General features: G+C 60.8%; 17 protein-coding genes. 8 read left to right on the forward strand and 9 right to left on the reverse strand.

Going from position 1 to position 17,835, the window contains the following annotated elements:
• Nucleotides 1-16: 16 nt before the first annotated feature.
• The 7 genes from mnmG to hemE form a co-directional block, all read right to left on the reverse strand.
• Nucleotides 17-1,912 (reverse strand): tRNA uridine-5-carboxymethylaminomethyl(34) synthesis enzyme MnmG, encoded by a 1,896-nt coding sequence (gene mnmG, locus LOX95_RS01615; protein ID WP_242912544.1) that lies wholly within the window; start codon nt 1,910-1,912, stop codon nt 17-19.
• Nucleotides 1,913-1,983: 71 nt separating this feature from the next.
• Nucleotides 1,984-3,294 (reverse strand): tRNA uridine-5-carboxymethylaminomethyl(34) synthesis GTPase MnmE, encoded by a 1,311-nt coding sequence (mnmE, locus tag LOX95_RS01620; RefSeq protein ID WP_242912545.1) that lies wholly within the window; start codon nt 3,292-3,294, stop codon nt 1,984-1,986.
• A 9-nt stretch (nt 3,295-3,303) separates the two neighbouring features.
• Complete coding sequence (locus LOX95_RS01625) at nt 3,304-3,546, reverse strand: DUF6489 family protein (protein ID WP_242912546.1); 243 nt, start codon at nt 3,544-3,546, stop codon at nt 3,304-3,306.
• A gap of 60 nt (nt 3,547-3,606) precedes the next feature.
• On the reverse strand, nt 3,607-5,082 hold the full coding sequence (gene rho / locus LOX95_RS01630; protein ID WP_242912547.1) for a transcription termination factor Rho: 1,476 nt from the start codon (nt 5,080-5,082) through the stop codon (nt 3,607-3,609).
• Nucleotides 5,083-5,298: 216 nt separating this feature from the next.
• Nucleotides 5,299-5,766, reverse strand: a complete 468-nt coding sequence (locus LOX95_RS01635; RefSeq protein WP_242912548.1) for a CopD family protein — start codon at nt 5,764-5,766, stop codon at nt 5,299-5,301.
• Between the two features lie 19 nt (nt 5,767-5,785).
• Nucleotides 5,786-6,856 (reverse strand): ferrochelatase, encoded by a 1,071-nt coding sequence (hemH, locus tag LOX95_RS01640; RefSeq protein WP_282452571.1) that lies wholly within the window; start codon nt 6,854-6,856, stop codon nt 5,786-5,788.
• A 4-nt stretch (nt 6,857-6,860) separates the two neighbouring features.
• A complete protein-coding gene (hemE, locus tag LOX95_RS01645; protein WP_242912549.1) occupies nt 6,861-7,895 on the reverse strand; it encodes a uroporphyrinogen decarboxylase in 1,035 nt (344 codons plus the stop codon).
• 530 nt (nt 7,896-8,425) lie between these two features.
• Between hemE and LOX95_RS01650 the strand changes: the two genes are divergently transcribed.
• From LOX95_RS01650 to dnaQ, 5 genes are read left to right on the forward strand one after another with little or no spacing between them, the layout of a single operon-like run.
• Nucleotides 8,426-9,295, forward strand: a complete 870-nt coding sequence (locus LOX95_RS01650; protein WP_242912550.1) for a pyruvate, water dikinase regulatory protein — start codon at nt 8,426-8,428, stop codon at nt 9,293-9,295.
• The gene (locus LOX95_RS01655) at nt 9,292-9,882 is read left to right on the forward strand and encodes a Maf family protein (protein WP_242912551.1); all 591 of its coding nucleotides are present in this window, start codon (nt 9,292-9,294) and stop codon (nt 9,880-9,882) included. The genes LOX95_RS01650 and LOX95_RS01655 overlap by 4 nt, the downstream gene beginning before the upstream one ends.
• A complete protein-coding gene (gene aroE, locus LOX95_RS01660; protein WP_242912552.1) occupies nt 9,879-10,703 on the forward strand; it encodes a shikimate dehydrogenase in 825 nt (274 codons plus the stop codon). Before LOX95_RS01655 ends, aroE begins: the two co-directional genes overlap by 4 nt.
• Entirely contained in the window at nt 10,700-11,344 is a 645-nt protein-coding gene (gene coaE, locus LOX95_RS01665) for a dephospho-CoA kinase (RefSeq protein ID WP_242912553.1), read from the forward strand. Before aroE ends, coaE begins: the two co-directional genes overlap by 4 nt.
• Nucleotides 11,345-11,349: 5 nt before the next feature.
• Nucleotides 11,350-12,072, forward strand: a complete 723-nt coding sequence (gene dnaQ / locus LOX95_RS01670; protein WP_242912554.1) for a DNA polymerase III subunit epsilon — start codon at nt 11,350-11,352, stop codon at nt 12,070-12,072.
• A gap of 56 nt (nt 12,073-12,128) precedes the next feature.
• Here the strand turns inward: dnaQ and secB are convergent, their stop codons facing one another.
• Nucleotides 12,129-12,653: a protein-export chaperone SecB gene (secB, locus tag LOX95_RS01675; RefSeq protein ID WP_242912555.1), complete on the reverse strand. Its 525-nt coding sequence runs from the start codon at nt 12,651-12,653 to the stop codon at nt 12,129-12,131.
• A 271-nt stretch (nt 12,654-12,924) separates the two neighbouring features.
• Between secB and timA the strand changes: the two genes are divergently transcribed.
• Both timA and LOX95_RS01685 read left to right on the forward strand, forming a co-directional pair.
• Complete coding sequence (timA, locus tag LOX95_RS01680; protein ID WP_242912556.1) at nt 12,925-13,563, forward strand: TIM44-related membrane protein TimA; 639 nt, start codon at nt 12,925-12,927, stop codon at nt 13,561-13,563.
• Nucleotides 13,564-13,598: 35 nt separating this feature from the next.
• Entirely contained in the window at nt 13,599-14,735 is a 1,137-nt protein-coding gene (locus LOX95_RS01685) for an MltA domain-containing protein (RefSeq protein ID WP_242912557.1), read from the forward strand.
• A 6-nt stretch (nt 14,736-14,741) separates the two neighbouring features.
• Here LOX95_RS01685 and LOX95_RS01690 read toward each other — a convergent pair whose 3' ends face one another.
• Nucleotides 14,742-16,250, reverse strand: coding sequence for a helicase HerA-like domain-containing protein (locus LOX95_RS01690; protein WP_242912558.1), 1,509 nt, complete (start codon nt 16,248-16,250; stop codon nt 14,742-14,744).
• Between the two features lie 131 nt (nt 16,251-16,381).
• On the opposite strand from LOX95_RS01690, the gene LOX95_RS01695 reads away from it, so the two are divergent.
• Complete coding sequence (locus LOX95_RS01695; protein ID WP_242912559.1) at nt 16,382-17,515, forward strand: AI-2E family transporter; 1,134 nt, start codon at nt 16,382-16,384, stop codon at nt 17,513-17,515.
• The last annotated feature ends 320 nt before the right edge of the window (nt 17,516-17,835 follow it).

Consider the following 17,835-nt stretch of genomic DNA (forward strand, 5'->3'; position numbering starts at 1 on the left):
GTTCCGAAATCCGAAATCAGGCGACAACAGTGGCCAAGTCAGCAGCTACGGCGCGAGCCTTTTTCACGTGAGCCAAAAGAGCCGTCAACGCGCCCGGCGTCATGCCCTCGATGCGGCCCGCTTGACCCAAGGTCTGCGGACGGATCATCGACAGCTTCTCGCGCACTTCATTGGACAGTGCGCCGATAGATGCATAGTCCAGATCCGCTGGGAGGGTCAGCCCCTCCTCTCGACGAAGGTCCTCGGCATCCTGCGCCTGACGGTCCAGATAGCTAGCATAGGTCGCGTCGATGACGATCTGCTCACGCACCGACTTCGGCCAGTCCGAAATCTCCGGCTTGGCGCTGACGAACTGATCGAGCGTGACGTTCGGGTACGACAGCAGATCTCGGATGGATCGGCGTTGACCATCGGCATTGACCGCGATGCCCAATTCGCCCGCTTCCTTCGGCGTAAACCGTGTTTCACGTGAAACACGGTTCGCCGAGTATAACCAGTCTGCCTTCTCCAGCCATACCTTGGCACGTTCAGTGCCAACAACTCCGGCATAAATACCAAGCTGAGTGAGGCGGGCATCGGCATTATCTGCACGTAGCGTCAGGCGGTATTCCGCGCGGCTCGTGAACATACGATAGGGTTCGGTGACGCCACGCGTGACCAGATCATCGATCATCACGCCGATGTAGGCCTCGTCACGTCCGAAGACGATGGGATCCTTGCCAGACACGGCCCGCGCGGCGTTCATGCCCGCCATCAAGCCCTGGGCCCCCGCCTCTTCATAGCCGGTCGTGCCGTTGATCTGCCCCGCCAGATAAAGGCCCGGACGCTTCTTCACCTCGAGCGCGGGCGTCAGTTCGCGGGGGTCAACGTAATCATACTCAATGGCATAGCCGTAGCGGAACACCTCGACATTCTCCAGACCCGGCATGGTGCGCAGGAAGGCCATCTGCGTGGCGTCGGATACTGAAGTAGAAATACCGTTGGGATAGACCGTCGGATCGTCCAGACCTTCCGGTTCGAGGAAGACTTGATGGCTTGCCTTGTCTGCGAAACGCACGACCTTGTCCTCGATCGAGGGGCAGTAACGCGGCCCGCGACCGGACAGACGCCCACCATAAACCGCGCTCTCTCCGAGATTTTCGGAGATGATGCGGTGGGTTTCTTCGGTCGTATAGGTCACGCCGCATGCGATCTGCGGGACTTCGATTTTGTCAGTGAGAAAGGAGAACGGTACAGGCTCGGCGTCCGCCTCCTGCTTCTCGAGGCGATCCCATGCGATGGTGCGGCCATTCAGCCGCGCCGGCGTGCCCGTCTTTAATCGTCCCATCATAAGATCGGCCGAATGCAGGCTCGCCGCCAAACCGACCGATGGGTCATCGCCATAACGGCCTGCCGCAATGCGCAGATCCCCGCGGTGGATCACACCGTTCAGGAAGGTGCCCGTCGTGAGAACCACGGCCCCTGCCCTGATCGTTTCGCAAGTGCCCGTCACCACGCCGACCACGCGATTACCATCAAGGATCAGGCTCTCGGCGGTCGCGCCCATAAGGGTCAGGTTCGGGTAGTTCGCCAGCTCTTCCTGCATGGCCAGTCGATACAGCTTGCGGTCAATCTGGCTACGCGGGCCCTGCACCGCTGCGCCTTTGGAGCGGTTCAGCAGACGGAACTGGATGCCCGACTTGTCGCCAAGTCTTGCCATCACGCCGTCAAGCGCGTCGATTTCGCGAACCAGATGCCCCTTGCCCAATCCGCCGATTGCCGGATTGCAGCTCATCTCGCCGATGGTTTCCAGCTTTTGGCTGAGCAGCAGGGTGCGAGCGCCAACGCGCGCGGCCGCCGTAGCGGCTTCGCAACCGGCGTGTCCGCCGCCGATTACGACGACATCAAAGCTATGGTCAGGGGTCGTGGTCATGCGCGATCACATAGTGCATCGGGGCGGAAATCTCCACCTCGAGGCCGCAGTTAAAGTTTCACGTGAAACGGCTATTTACCGATGCAGAACGAAGAAAACACTTCACCTAGAACATCTTCGACACCGATAGCTCCAGTAACACGTGAAAGCGCGTCGCTGACTCGACGAAGGTCGTCCCCCGCCATTTCAGGTGCCACATCAAGAGCGCGGCGTGCCTGGTGAGCCGCCTCAAGTGCCTCGACAAGACGGCGGCGATGGCGTTCTCGGGTCACGGCGGGGAAATCCGCGCCGCTCAGATCACGCGCCAGTCGAGTGGCCAGCCACTGGTGCAAAGCGTCCATCCCCTGCCCCGAGACGGTGCTGAGAGACAGATGTTCGATGTCATCCTTGGGCGTGACAGCCCCAAGATCGGACTTGTTCAGAACCTGAAGATCGCCGGGCTTGATGTAGTCAGCGGCAGGATCATCACCGACGGTTTGTGGCGACCGCACCCAGATGCGCAGGTCGGCGTTTTCCGCCCGCGCTCGTGCACGGCGAATACCTTCGGCCTCCACCACATCATCGCTATCTCGCAGGCCAGCCGTGTCCGACAGGGTGACAGCATAACCGCCGATCACGATGTCGGCGTCGAGCACATCACGCGTGGTGCCAGCGATGGGCGTCACAATCGCCGCTTCGCGTGCGGTCAGCGCGTTGAAGAGCGACGACTTACCGGCATTGGTCTCGCCCAGAAGAACGATGCGATAACCTTCACGGACGCGGCGACCGCGGTCGGAGTCTGCCAATGCAGCCTGAAGGTCCGCGATGAACTTATCGAGTACCGGACCTGCCGTACGCGCCAGATTGTCCGGAACGTCCTCGTCCGGAAAATCAATCTCGGCTTCGACGAGGCTCATGGCCTTCAGAAGGTCCGCACGGAAGGTGGCATAGGTTTGCGACAGGGCACCGTCCAACTGGCCCAAGGCCTGAGCTTTCTGGGCGTTGGTTTCAGCGTCGATAAGGTCGGCCACGGCTTCGGCTTGTGCCAAGTCCATGCGGCCATTTTGGAAGGCGCGACGCGTGAACTCGCCAGCCTCGGCGGGACGAAGGCCGAGACCGATCAGAGCCTCTCCCATCGCCTCGATGACCGCCCTGCCCCCATGCAGGTGGAGTTCAGCCGTGTCCTCACCCGTGTAGGAGTTCGGGCCAACGAAAAACAAGACCAAGGCCTGATCGATCAGTTGCTCTTGCCAACGCAGGTTGCGCACGCTGGCCAAGCGGGGCTTGACCGTGCCCACGCCCAACCCCTTCAGTACTTCTGCGGTGGCAGGTCCGGAGATGCGGATAATGGCAACAGCCCCGCGACCGGGCGGGGTCGCAAGGGCGAAAATCGTATCGGTCATGTCAGAAGATTAGCTCTTGGTCGTGCCGCCTGTGACGGCGGCTTCCATCAGGCGACGGAACTGATCCTGAGCCTGAACACCGAAATTAGCCCATGATTTCATAAGCTCATCCGGCTGCATCGCGGTGATGTTCTCGGCCATACGCTTCTGTATTTCCGCGACCAGTTGGTCGTTGAGAGGAGCGACATCGGGAAGGCCGAGGAAGGCGCGTGCCTCCTGCGGGGTGCACTCAACTTCGACGTTGATCTTCATACGATGCGCTCCTCTGTTTCACGTGAAACACGGTTATGCCTGGTATGGCCAAGCTTGCCGTTAGGTGTTCATAGACTGGAAGAAGTCCGAGTTGTTCTTCGACTGGCGCAGCTTGTCGAGCAGGAACTCGATGGCATCCTGCGGACCCATCGGGTTCAGGATACGACGCAGGACGTAGGTCTTGGTCAGTTGGTCCTTCGGCGTGATCAGGTCTTCCTTACGGGTACCCGACTTAAGAACATCGATGGCCGGGAAGATGCGCTTGTCAGCGACCTTACGGTCCAGAACGATTTCCGAGTTACCGGTGCCCTTGAACTCTTCGAAGATCACTTCGTCCATGCGCGAGCCGGTATCGATCAGAGCGGTGGCGATGATGGTCAGCGAACCACCCTGCTCCACGTTACGGGCGGCACCGAAGAAGCGCTTCGGACGCTGCAGGGCGTTGGCATCCACACCACCGGTCAGGACCTTGCCCGACGACGGCACGGTGGCGTTGTAGGCCCGGCCCAGACGGGTGATCGAGTCCAGCAGGATCACAACGTCCTTCTTGTGCTCGACCAGACGCTTGGCCTTTTCGATGACCATTTCAGCCACGGCGACGTGACGCGATGCCGGCTCGTCGAAGGTCGAGGCGACAACCTCACCCTTCACGGTGCGCTGCATGTCGGTCACTTCTTCCGGACGCTCGTCGATCAGCAGAACGATGAGGAAAACTTCCGGATGGTTCTTCTCGATCGACTTGGCGATGTTCTGCAGCATCACGGTCTTACCGACGCGCGGCGGTGCCACGATCAGGCAACGTTGACCTTTACCCAGCGGCGCAACGATGTCGATCACACGACCCGAGCGATCTTTCAGCGTCGGGTCCTGAATTTCCATGTTAAGACGCTCTTCCGGATAGAGCGGCGTCAGGTTGTCGAACAGGACCTTGGTCTTGACCATCTCCGGATCTTCGAAGTTGATCGTGTCGACCTTCAGCAGAGCAAAGTAGCGCTCGCCTTCACGCGGACCGCGCACGGCACCGTGGACGGTATCACCTGAACGCAGACCGAAGCGGCGGATCTGCGACGGCGAGACATAGACGTCATCCGGACCCGGCAGATAGTTGGCGTCCGGGCTGCGCAGGAAGCCAAAGCCGTCGGGCAGGATTTCCAGAACACCCGAAGCAATGATCTCGACTTCTTCGTCAGCGAGGGTCTTCAGAATGGCGAACAGCAGGTCCTGCTTACGCAGGTTGCCGGCGTTCTCGATGTCCAGACCTTCGGCGAAGGCGACCAGTTCTTCCGGCGTCTTCTCGTTCAGCTCTTGCAGGGTGATGCGACCGTTGGGGCCTTGCGGCTCGCCGTCGTCGTCGTCTTCCTCTGCCGTCGTGTCGATGCCGGTGTAGTCATTCTCGATGACTTCCTCGGCTTCGGCGGGCTGGTCAGCTTCGCTCGACGCAGGTTTGACACCACCGAGTGTTAAGGTGCGGCGCGGGCGCACATCTTGATTTTCAGCAGCGTTTTCAACGACTTCGTTTTCAGGCGTATCGGTCATGATGCAGGCTCATATGCACAGCCGCACGCGCCTTGCGGGCGCACGGTTGGCTATTATCGCAAATTATACGGCCAGGGCCGGATAGGGAGAGACAGCCGGTCCCGAGCGCCAAGCGGTCAGGGGCTATCGAAAGAGAGGCACCGCGCTGTCACTGACCCCACGGTTCACCTCAGCGAAACCACGGATCGCCCCTGCGGGTCAAGGTGCCTTAAGGTTTTAGGCACCCCACTCCATCGTCACAGCCAGAACCATGACAATGGCAATCAGGAACGGGATTTCATTGGTCATGCGCCAGAACTTGCCCGAGCGGGTGGACGTGCCGGCGGCGATCTTCTTACGGCTGGCGGCAAGGAAACCGTGCCAGCCCAGAAGCGCCACAACGCCCAGAAGCTTGATCATCATCCACGGCTGATGCGCGAACGAGAAGTCTGCCCCCTCGCCCGAGCGGAACCAGAACAGGCTGATGCCGAAGATCAGCGACAGGATCATCGCCGGATTGATGATGATGCGCAGCAGCTTGGTTTGCCACGTGCGCAGCAGGGTTTGCATTTCCGAACGCAGCGGCTCCGGCTTTTCGTTCTGCTCGGCATCATAGGCGTACAGGCGTGGCAGATAGAGCATGCCGCTCATCCACGCGATCACAGCAATGATGTGCAGGCCACGGGCCAGATCATAGGCGTTCATTCAGCTTCCCCAAGGCGGCTCAGGCGACGTCGACCGAAAGGGTCGAAACCATTGCCGGATTTGCATAGCGGTTGTCACAGGCACAACTGCCATTACCACACCGCGCCGTTTGTCCGCCCAAAATTGTCAGGGTTTCCTGCGTGAGGGCACCGATGAAATCGGCATCCGGACCCACGGCAGGAGCGCGAAGATAGGGCGCACAGCCCACTTCGTGAGCCAGTTCGCCGTATTCGATATCCAGCTCGACCAGCGTTTCGATATGCTCCGAAACAAAGGCGATCGGCACCACCAAAGCGCCCACACCATCGGCAGCGGCCTGTTTGATCGCATCTGGCGTTGCGGGCCCCAACCATTCCATCCGCCCGACCTTGGACTGATAGCAGATCGCCCAATCCCTCAGCCCCAGTTTAGCCACCACCGCTGCGACCGTCGCCTCGACCTGCGCCTGATAGGGATCGCCCTTCGCGACCAGTTTGGACGGAATACCGTGCGCCGAGAACAGGACGCGCACTGGCTTTCCATCAGCCTTGGCCAAGGTCTCCCGGATCATGCGGGCCTGGGCAGCAATAAAGCCTTCGGATTGCGGATAGCAGCAGACTACGTGCTCGGTACCCGAACCCTTATAGGTTTCGCGCCACAGCTTCAGCGACGATGCCGTCGTAGTGGTCGAATATTGCGGGTAAAGCGGCAGGAAGACCACTTCGTCAGGCTTGAACGCCTCGACAGCGCGGGCCGCCTCTTCCGTGAACGGGTGCCAATAGCGCATGGCGATGAACACCCGTGTCTCGTCCTGCGGCAGACTTGCGTTCAGTTGCACTTCCAGCGCCTCGGCCTGTTTGCGGGTCTCCGGCAGCAGCGGCGAGCCGCCGCCCATCAGCGCATAGTTCTCCTGCGCCGGCTTTTCGCGGCGGCTGGAGATCAGCTTGGCCAAGGGCGTGCGGAAGATACCCGGCAATCCGATGATCGCGGGATCATTGAACAGGTTGAACAGGAACGGCTTGACGCTGTCGGGGCCATCCGGTCCGCCCAGATTGGCCAACACCACCGCAATGCGGCGGCCGGACCCCGATTTCAGTGGTGTGACCGGCATGGGCTTATTGCGCTCCGATACGCTTCAAGACTTGCTCGACATGCGCAATCGGCACGTCGGGCGTGATGCCGTGACCAAGGTTGAACACCCAGGGCCCCTGCCCCCAGGCTTCCATCAACTGGTCGACACGTCGGTCCAGCTGATCCCCCCCGACCCGAAGCAACATGGGATCCAGCGCCCCTTGGATCGGTTTGATCTGCTGCACCCGCTTACCCACTTCCAGCGGACAGGCGGTGTCCAGCGCCACGGCGTCGACATCGCACTCGGCAGCATAGCGTTCGGCCAGAGCGGCTGATCCGCGCGGGAAACCCATCAGCGGTACAGTCACGCCCAGTTCGCGAGCGCGAGCGACCAGCTTCTGGTGGGGTTTCAGAACCAGCGTCTCGAACAGATCGTCGGGCAGGCCCTCGGCCCAGCTTTCGAAGATCTTGAGCACCATGGCCCCCGCATCCTGCTGCATCTTCAAATAATACGCGGTGCTTTCGATAAGTGCGTCCAATACGCCCTCGACCTTTTTCGGATCGGCATAGGCATAGGCGCGAGCCGCAGCGCGTTCGCCCTTACCGATGGTCCGGGCCTCTCCGTCCAGCATATAGGTCGCAACGGTCCAGGGAGCCCCTGCAAAGCCGATGAGCGTCTTGGACGGGTCCAACTGCGCACGGACCAATGAAAGGCTCTCACCGACGCTTGAGAGGGCGTTACCGGCCTCTGGAGCCAGCGCCATCATCTGTTCCACCGAAGGCATAGCCCCCAGACGTGGACCTTCGCCGGCCTCGAACCAGACCTTTTGGCCTAGTGCTCCCGGGATCAGCAGGATGTCCGCAAAGATGATCGCAGCGTCAAACCCGTAACGACGCATGGGCTGCATCGTCGCTTCGGCGGCCATCTCCGGGTTCAGGCAGAACGAGATGAAGTCCGGCGCCTTGGCCCGCAGCTCACGATATTCGGGCAGGTGACGGCCTGCCTGACGCATGAACCATACGGGAGGACGCTCGGTTTTCTGGCCCTGAAGAGCCTGGATCATAAGAGGGGTGCTCATGACCAAAGGCTTTAACGTTCCCCAAGCCCCAAGCTCAATCTCAAATCGAAATTATAAAAATTAGAATTGGAAGTTGGAATTAGGGCGGGGGACGACGGGGACAGTTTTTCGTTGTCCCGTCGGTGGAAGATGTTTTCCTAGCCTCGGCGAGAACGATTCCAGCGGGGAGGATAGCCCTGTGTGGATAACGGGGAAAACCCGTGAAACACCCGATCCAATTGGGCTCTCCTCTGGGCGCCGTTGTGGGTGAGTCTTTGGGCGCCAAAATTGGACATCAAATGTTGCCCACAGCATGGGATAGATAACTGGCGCCCAATTTGACGAGCGGGGCGCCGTTCATGACTTTGGCGCCCGATCTTCATGGGCACCGTCGCTGGCACCACCGAACCCCCAATTCGGCGCCCAGAAATCGAAAAATGGCGCCTAGGGTTTTCCACATGGTCAGGGCGCCGTTTCGGCGGGTATGGGCGCCACGGCGCAAACGGGGCTAGAACAACGTCACCCGTCTTTTGGCCGCTCAAGGATGCCTTATGAGCCCTGCCCGCCCACCCGGTTCATCGCGTATCGCGACCTATTTCCACGTCCATCTGGTGTCGGATTCCACCGGGGAGACGCTGAATGCGATGGCCAAGGCCGTGGTGGCCCGCTTTGATGGCGTCATCCCCATCGAGCACATCTACGCTCTGGTGCGCTCTGAAAAGCAGATGGAAGAGGTGCTGACCGAAGTGGCGGATGCGCCGGGCCTCGTGTTGCACACGGTGGTCGACCGCGACCTTCGCGAGCAGTTGGAGCGCGGATGCAAAAGCCTCGGCATCCCACAGATCGGTGCGCTGGACCCGTTGATTATGGCGCTGTCGCATTATCTGGGCGCAGACGTTTCCACGCGTGTCGGGGCGCAGCACGCACTCGATACCGGCTATTTCAATCGTATGAGTGCGCTGGATTACGCCATCGCCCACGATGACGGTCAGGGCTCGCTGCATGAGCTGGAAGAGGCCGACGTGGTTTTGTGCGGCGTCAGCCGGACATCCAAGACCCCGACCTGTATCTATCTGGCGCATCGCGGCATTCGCGCAGCCAATGTGCCTTTGGTGCCGGGATCCGAAGATGGATCACGGTTGGAGGGTTTGAAGAACCCGCTGGTGATCGGCCTTACGGTGGCACCGGACCGACTGATCCAGATCCGTCGCAACCGTCTGGATAGCCTCAATCAAGGGCAAACCACCGACTATGTCGATCACGATGCCGTCCGTGCGGAAATCATCAAAGCGCGACGTGATTTCGAGCGTCGCGGCTGGCCAGTTATCGATGTGACCCGTCGTTCTGTCGAAGAAACGGCTGCGGCCATCGTCAATCTAGTGAATGCACGGCGCAATCGCCGCATTGGAGTACCTTCATGACCCCTGCCCGCTTTATTCTCGCTTCCAAGAGCGCGGCACGTCGCGAGGTTTTGACCAATGCGGGCGTGACGTTTGAAGTGCAGGTCGCGGGCGTGGACGAAGATGCCCTGAAGACGCCGGGCGTCGATCCGCGCCAGTTGGCTATCGATCTGGCCAAGGCCAAGGCCTTAGCTGTCTCGGCACAACATCCGGATGCGGTGGTTTTGGGCGCCGACCAGACGCTCGCCTTTGACGGTGGTCTGGTGTCCAAGGCCCTTAATCTGGATCAGGCCAAGGCCCGTCTGGCGTCGATGCGCGGGCTGCCTCATCAGCTTCACTCAGGCGTAGCGCTGGCTCAAGGTGGCGAAATCCTCTGGGCCGATGCGGACACCGCCCACATGGTGGTGCGTGATTTCTCGGACGCCTTCCTTGATGCCTATATTGCGCATGAAGGCGACGAACTGTTGCACTGCGTCGGCTCCTATCGCCTCGAAGGCATGGGTTCCCAGTTGTTCGACAAGGTGGACGGCGACTATTTCACCGTTCTTGGCATGCCGTTGTGGCTGGTGCTGGACAAGCTGCGAGAGTTCAAGGTGTTGCCCGAATGAGCCGGATCAGTGGTCGCGTGGAACTCGCGGGCGTGGTCGGTCAGCCGATCGGGCATAGCCTTAGCCCCGCCATTCATAACGGTTGGCTGGAGGCGGCGGGCATCGATGGCACTTATGCAGCTTTTGGTCCGAAGGATGCTGTTGGATTTGAAGCTCTTCTCGCTGCTGGGCGCGCCGGCCTGATCACCGGCGTCAATGTCACGGCCCCTTTTAAAGAGCAGGCATTTGCCGCCTGCGATCAGGTGTCGGACGCTGCGCAGCTGGTGCGCTCTGCAAATATTCTGGTCTTTAAGGATGGCGCAATCCACGGAGATAGCTCCGACGGGCGCGGCGTTCTGAATGCCCTGACCGAACAGGCTTCCGCGTTGTCATTAGATGGCGCGAAGGTCGTCCTGTTGGGTGCCGGCGGTGCCAGTCGTGCAGCAGCGGGGGCACTTGTCGAGGCAGGGGCCAAGGTCTCCATCCTGAACCGGACCCGTGAACGGGCACAGGTACTGGCGGACGATATGGGCGGGCGCGTCGATGTGGCGGATACCGAGGCCGACACCTATGACGCCGACCTTGTGATCAATGCCCTCAGCGTGCCGCCGACCTATAACCTGTCGCAGCTCAAAGCCGGGGCGGTGGTGATGGATATGACCTATCGCCCGCTGATCACGCCCTTCCTTCAGGCCGCGCGGGATCGCGACCTGACCATCGTCGATGGCTTGGCCATGTTGATCGGGCAGGCCGTCCCTTCGTTCGAAGCCTTCTTTGGCCAAAGCCCCCCTTCGCTGGATATCCGCCGCACTGTGATGGATTTGCTCGGAGAAAAAGCATGATCATTCTGGGTCTGACGGGCGGCATTGGCATGGGCAAGTCCACCACCGCCAACTTCCTGCGCGAAGAAGGTGCGGTGGTTTGGGACGCGGACGCTGCTGTTCACCGTCTGTACGCCAAGGGCGGCGAGGCTGTTGCGGCGATTGCCGAGGCCTTCGGCGAAGACGTCATCGTTGATGGCGCAGTGGATCGCGCCAGACTGGCGGCGGTTCTAGGAAAAGAACACGCGCTATTTCAAAAGCTTGATAATATCGTGCACCCCATGGTGATCCACGATCGCATGCAGGCGCTGGAGTCCGCAAAGGCTCAAGGTGTCCGCCTGTTCGTGGTCGATATTCCGCTTTTGTTCGAAATTGGAGCGGACGCCCATGTCGTGGCGTCTATTCTGGCCTCTGCTCCTGCCGAGGTTCAGAAGGAACGCGTTTTGGCGCGCCCCGGCATGACGCTGGAGCGTTTCGAGGCCATCATATCGCGACAGATGCCCGATGCCGAAAAACGCAAACGGGCCGACTTCATCGTCGAGACGGCGGAAGGATTTGAAGCCGCCCACGCCCGTGTGAAGCAGATCGTAGAAACGGTACTTGATCCGGACTGGAAACGCGCACCCAGAGGGGTTTCTTCCGACGTTCAATCGGGGCAATAGAAGTCATGCGTGAAATCGTCCTCGATACCGAAACCACCGGCTTTGATCCCAAGTCGGGCGACCGCCTGATAGAAGTGGGCTGTATCGAGATCGTCGACCTGTTGCCGACGGGCAGGACCTATCACTGCTATGTCAATCCCGAGCGTTCGATCCCTGCGGACGCTATCAAGGTTCACGGCATCACCGACGACATGGTCAAGGATGCGCCCATCTTCGCCAAGATGGCTGACGAGTTTCTCGATTTCATCGGCGATGCGCCGCTGATCGCGCACAACGCTGCGTTCGACCGGAACTTCATCGACTGGGAGCTGTTGCTGGCGCACAAGCCGATCACCGGCGAGCCGCGCTGGATCGACACGCTGGCGATTGCGAAGTCCAAGTTTCCCGGTCAGCCCAATACGCTGGATGCGCTGTGTAAGCGTTACAAGATTTCGCTGGCCGACCGGACCTATCACGGCGCTCTTATCGACGCCCGTCTGCTGGCCGAGGTTTATCTGGAGCTACGCGGTGGCAAGGAGCGGACGTTTGATCTGGGCGGTGGTGCCGTCAGCCAGACGGGCGTTCCGCTGGTGCAGGGACGCACTGACTACGGGCCACGACCGCGACCCCTAGCCTCACGCCTGACACCGCAGGAAGACGCTGACCACCGCGCTTTCCTTGCCAAATGGGTAAAGGACCCTCTTTGGACCCGTTTCGGCGTGGAACCGGCCGCAAAGGAAGACGCCTAACTAAAAGGCCCGCCGCGTGGTGCGGCGGGCCTTTATTATTGCTTGATCGCGAAAGATCAGGCCTGACCGGTTTCGGCCGGAGCGCCTGCGATCTGCTGCTGGCGGGCCACATAGATGGCCGCAAAGTCGATCGGGTCGACCATGAACGGCGGGTAGAAACCACCGTCGGCGGTAGCCTGGGCGATGATCTGGCGCGCGAACGGGAACAGGTAGCGCGGGCATTCAATCAGCAGCATCGGCTCGATGTCTTGCGGTGCCACACCCGACAGGGCGAACAGACCACCGTAAACCAGCTCGACTTGGAAGACCGGCGACTGGTCTTCGGCCGAAGCCTTGACCGACAGCTTCAGTTCAACCTCGAACAGGCCGTCCGGACGACCGGCAGCGTTCATTTCCACGCCCATATCGATGGCAGGCTTGCCCTCGATGCGCAGGCTTTCCGGAGCCTTCGGGTTCTCGAACGACAGGTCGCGAACGTATTGGGTGAGGATGCGGAAGCCCGGACCTTGCGGCTGGCCGCCAGCCTGATCGGCTTGCGGGTTTTGGCCGTTGGCGTCGGCGGGCTGCGTTGCGTCAGTCATTTCGAAAGGCCGTCTCTAAAAATGCGAAGTGCCCCGATCAGGGCAGGTTTGAGGCGTCGCGGTAGCACGTTGAGACTATCGGTCGCAACGGTAGGTGAAACGACACAAGCCTGCTTTGCCTTGCGTCGGTCCTAATCGCCCCCTAATCACAAGATAACTTTGACGGCATCGACAGAGGTTTCGCCTGATCGCAGGCGGGAATTCTCGGGGGTGTTGTCAGCACGCCAAGGACAAATGACCTTGGCCGGATACACTAAGGAATGACGACGTCGTGACCTTCCAGATCGTGCTTTTCGCCGTCATCGCGGCGGTGCTTCTGTTCCAGCTTTATAACGTATTGGGCAAGAAGGTCGGGCGCCAGCCCGAGGACAACGCTAAAAAGGCCAAGGCCAAGGGCATGATCGTGACACCCGGTCTGCCCGGCTCGGTCGATCCCAAGACCACGGCAGTGCCGACGGTTGACCCCGCATTGGTCGCCGCTGTTGCCGGTCTAAAAGAGCGTGATCCGGCCTTTGATCCTGCGCGTTTCGTGGACGGAGCCCGCCAGGCCTATGAGACGATTGTGCGGGCCTATGCTCGTGGTGATCGCGAAGCCCTGCGTCCCCTGTTGACCGAGAAGGTCATGGGCTCGTTCGACGCCGGTATTACCCAGCGCGAGGCTACCGGTCAGACCGAGGCATTGGAACTGGTAGCTCCGCCGCGCGCCGATATTGAACTGGGCACTGTGGAAGGCGACGTTGCCAAGGCCCGCGTCCGCTTCCTCGCGGAAGTGCGCAATACGATTACGGCCGCTTCGGGTGAAACCCATGTCGAGGAGCGCCGCACGGCAGAGGTCTGGACCTTCGAGCGCCGCCTCGGGTCGCAAGACCCAAACTGGGCGCTTGCCAAGGTCGAGGCGGCTACGGCCTGATGCAGATGACGGGCGGTATCAGTAGCGTTTCAGGTTTGCGTTTCAGGGCACTCGGCAAGGGAGCCATCGGATCTGCGCTGCTGATGCTGGCGGCGGCCTGCGCCTCTTCGCCCAAGGTGCCTACCCTGCCCTATCCGGGCCAACCAGTACCGCCTGTCTATTATCCGCCGGCAACCCAGCCGCCGGCACAGACGGGTCCTGTGCCTTATCCGGTCCCCCAGCCCTATGGCGTTGCGCTGGCCCAACTTCCGGGTTGGGACCACGAGGACCATCAGGCTGCGCTGAGGGTCTATGCCGAGGGCTGCGGAGTTCTTCGCACGCCCTATCAGGCCTGCCAGCAGGCTAAGGCCCTGATGGCCAGCTACCCGCACCCCTCCGCTGCGACGGCCAGATCGTTCCTCGAGCAATGGTTCGTCGCTATCGAAGTGCGAAACGAGGATGGCTCGAACGGGCTTTTGACGTCCTATTTCGCGCCTGAATATCCGGCCCGCACTGTACCGGACCAAGAATTCGACAGCCCCGTTCTCAGCCGCCCTGCCAACCTTGCGTCGGTGGGGGATCGCCGAGCTATCGAGGCTGGTTCGGCCCAGTCCCAAGCGCTGGCGTGGATGCGCGCCGAAGACCTGTTCTTCCTGCAAATCCAGGGCTCGGGTAATTTGACCTTCCCTGACGGGCGCAGGATGCGCGCGGCCTACGCTGCCGATAACGGCCAACGGTTCGTCGGTATTGCGCGTCCCATGGCCGAGCGCGGCCTGCTGCCCCAGAACGGTACTTCGGGAGACGCTATTCGGGGCTGGCTGGCGCAAAACCGAGGGCCCATTGCCCGCGAGGTCATGCAGCTCAATCCGCGCTACATCTTCTTTGCGGTCACGCCCGATGACGGACGCGAAGCGGTAGGGGCGGCCAATATTCCCCTGCACGTAAGACGCTCTATCGCGGTTGATCCGTCCAAATGGTCCTATGGCGAGGCTGTATGGATCGAGGCGGATGGCGGAAATCTTCGCGGCGCGCGTGGCAGCTATCGCGGTCTGATGATGGCATTGGACACCGGATCGGCCATCCGCGGTCAGGTACGCGCCGACCTCTATATGGGCACCGGCGATGCCGCAGGGGCCGAAGCGGGCACCGTCAGGCACCCGCTTCGTATGTGGCGACTGGCACCGCGCCAGTAGTCGGTTTTAGCGACGTTTAAGCCCACCCAGCACACCGCGAAGCAGTTCGCGGGTGATGGTAGATCCTGCAGTCCTCATGACCGACTTCAGCAGGGCTTCGGTCGGGGTTTGCCGGCTTGAAGCCTTGCGGGCCGGTGCGCGCGGGGCAGCCTTTGCTGCCTCTTTTTCCTGCTTGGTGCGTAGTTTTTCGGTCTCGGCGGCCTGCTTTTGCTCGGCTTCGATGCGGGTTGCCTGCGCCTTGCGGGCCTTCAGCACCTCTTCGGCGCTCTCGCGGTTGACGGCGGTGTCGTAAACGCCACGAACCGGACTGTTCTGCAGGATTTGAGCCCGCTCGGCATCGGTTGCGGGCCCCAGACGCGAGTTGGGCGGGCGGATCTTGGTGCGCGCGACCATCGTCGGGGCACCTTTTTCGTCCAGCGCCGAGACCAGCGCTTCGCCCACGCCAAGTGCCTGAATAGCCTCGGCCGTATCGAAGGCGTCGCTTGCGCGGAATGACTGGGATGCCGCGCGCAGGCCCTTCTGTTCGGCGGGGGTATAGGCGCGCAGGGCGTGCTGAATGCGGTTGCCCAGCTGTGCCAGAACGCTGTCGGGTATGTCGGCGGGGTTCTGGGTGACGAAATAGATGCCGACGCCCTTGGAGCGGATCAGGCGAACGACCTGCTCGATCTTCTCCAGTAGCCCGCGCGGCGCGCCCTTGAACAACAGGTGCGCCTCGTCGAAGAAGAAGACGAGGCGCGGTTTATCGGGATCGCCGATCTCGGGCAGTTGTTCGAACAGTTCCGACAGAAGCCACAGCAGGAAGGCTGCATATAGCCGCGGATTGTTCATCAAGCGCGTGGAATCCAGCACGTTGATCTGGCCCTTGCCGTCAAGGGAAGTGCGGATCAGGTCGTCCAGACGCAATGCTGGTTCGCCGAAGAAGGATTTGCCCCCTTGCTGCTCCAGTTGAAGCAGAGCGCGCTGGATGGCCGCGACAGACTGGGGAGAGACATTGCCCACCTCTGCCCCGATCGTCTTGGCGTTCTCGGAAACGTAGGTCAGCAAGGAGCGCAAGTCTTCGAGGTCCAGAAGCAGGAGACCTTCCTTGTCGGCAACGTGGAAGGCGATTGACAGGACGCCTTCCTGCACGTCGTTCAGTTCCAGCATCCGGGCCAGCAAAAGGGGGCCGACATCGGAAACCGTCGCGCGGATAGGGTGTCCCTTCTCACCATAGAGGTCCCAAAACACCGTAGGGGCGGCCTTGCCCGTCAGCTCTAAACCCATGGCCGAGGCGCGCTCGGCAAATTTGGCGACGTCACCGGCCTGACTGACGCCGGACAGGTCACCTTTGACGTCCGCGCAAAAGACCGGCACGCCTGCGTCCGAAAAACCCTGTGCCATGATCTGCAAGGTCACGGTCTTGCCGGTACCGGTGGCCCCCGCGACGATCCCGTGGCGGTTGGCACGGTTGAGCAGGAGCTTTTGGGTCTCACCCTCGAAAGACTGGCCTAAGAACAGCCAAGGCGCATCGGTCATTAAATGATCTCCGTAGATGGCCTCTACGCTGCGTCACATGCATCGATCCGACAAGAGGCATTGGGCGATTACGGAACAATAGGCGTCACTAGCGATTGACGCTCAGCCTGCTTAACCGGACACTCCGATACATGAAGCTTCCGCTGACCTCCGACACTGCCGTCACCTCGCGCAATGCCATCGTCCTGATTTCCGTCGTGGCCGCAGGTGCAACGCTTTACTGGCTTCGCGATATTCTGACCCCTCTGGCCATGGCCATCTTTCTGATGATCATGATTGCGGGGATCGAGCGCTGGCTGGTGGACTACGCTCGCATTCCGGCGCGTTTCGCGGGCGTGACTTCGGTCGGGCTGGTGGTTCTGGGCTTTCTGGGCTCGCTATGGATCATTGTGGACGGCGCTGCGGGCTTCTTTACGGATGCATCGGGTGTGGCCGGCAGCATCGGCCCGCGATTGGACCAGATCATTCTGGACGTAAGCCGCATGGCCGGTATTTCGGATCCCCCAACCTTCCGTGATCTGGTTGCCGGTGTCGACATTCGCGGTTGGCTGACGGTTGCGGCTGTACAGGTTCAGGGCGCGGCATCGGGTGCGTTCTTCGTATTGATTTACCTCGGCTTTTTGATCGCCTCCAAGCAGGGCTTTAAAAAGAAGATCGTCAATATGTTCCCGGACCGATCGCGCCGGCACGAAGCTGTCGAAGTGTTCGAACGGGTGCGTGGCGGCGTCGAGGGCTATCTGTGGGTTCAGGCGGTCACTGGCGTGATGATCTGTCTGGTCGCGTGGGTGCTTATGCGCGTCGTCGGCCTGCAGAATGCGGAGTTCTGGACCTTCGTCATCTTTATCGTCGGCTTCATCCCCATTCTGGGCGGGGCGATTGCGGGCCTGGCACCGCCCCTGTTCGCTCTGGTCCAGTTCGAAAGCTATTGGCCGGCTCTGATCCTTTTGGTGGGTTTGCAGATCGTCCTGTTCGTGGTCGGCAATGTCATTCAGCCCCGTATGCAGGGTGACAACCAGAACATTGATCCGATTGCCGTGCTTCTTGCGCTCGCCTTCTGGGGCAAGATGTGGGGCGTAGCGGGTATGTTCCTGTCCACACCGCTAGCCGTCATGGCGATGGCGATTTTGGCCGAGTTCAAGGCCTCGCGGTGGATGGCGGTCTTGCTGTCGGGTGACGGCAACCCATATGCAGAACAGGACGGAGAAGAAGACGACCGCAAGAAATCGTCGATATTTGGCCGTATTTCGGGTTTGATCAGGCGCTGAAGCCAAATTGACCGAAATTATTCTTCTATCGGTCCTTGATTCGCCGCAATCCGCCCCTAAATCGAAAATCACACGATGCGGCCCCTTCCCCTCCCCTCCCTGGGGCCCTTCGTTAAATGGCCGGTGCCTCCCCTCCCCCTCCTATGGCACCGGACTGAGCAGGCCGTCGGACCCCGTTCGACGGCCTTGTTCATTTTCAGGCCCAGATGACAGTCGCACCGCTCGATTGAGGCGGGTGTGGGGCGAAATCGTCCATTTGTATGGTCGATGATAGCGGTGGTTTTCTAACGATAGGGATGTTCGCGCAACATTGTGCGGTG

The organism is Brevundimonas pishanensis, assembly GCF_022750635.1.
In the GTDB taxonomy this organism is placed as follows: Bacteria; Pseudomonadota; Alphaproteobacteria; order Caulobacterales; family Caulobacteraceae; genus Brevundimonas; species Brevundimonas pishanensis.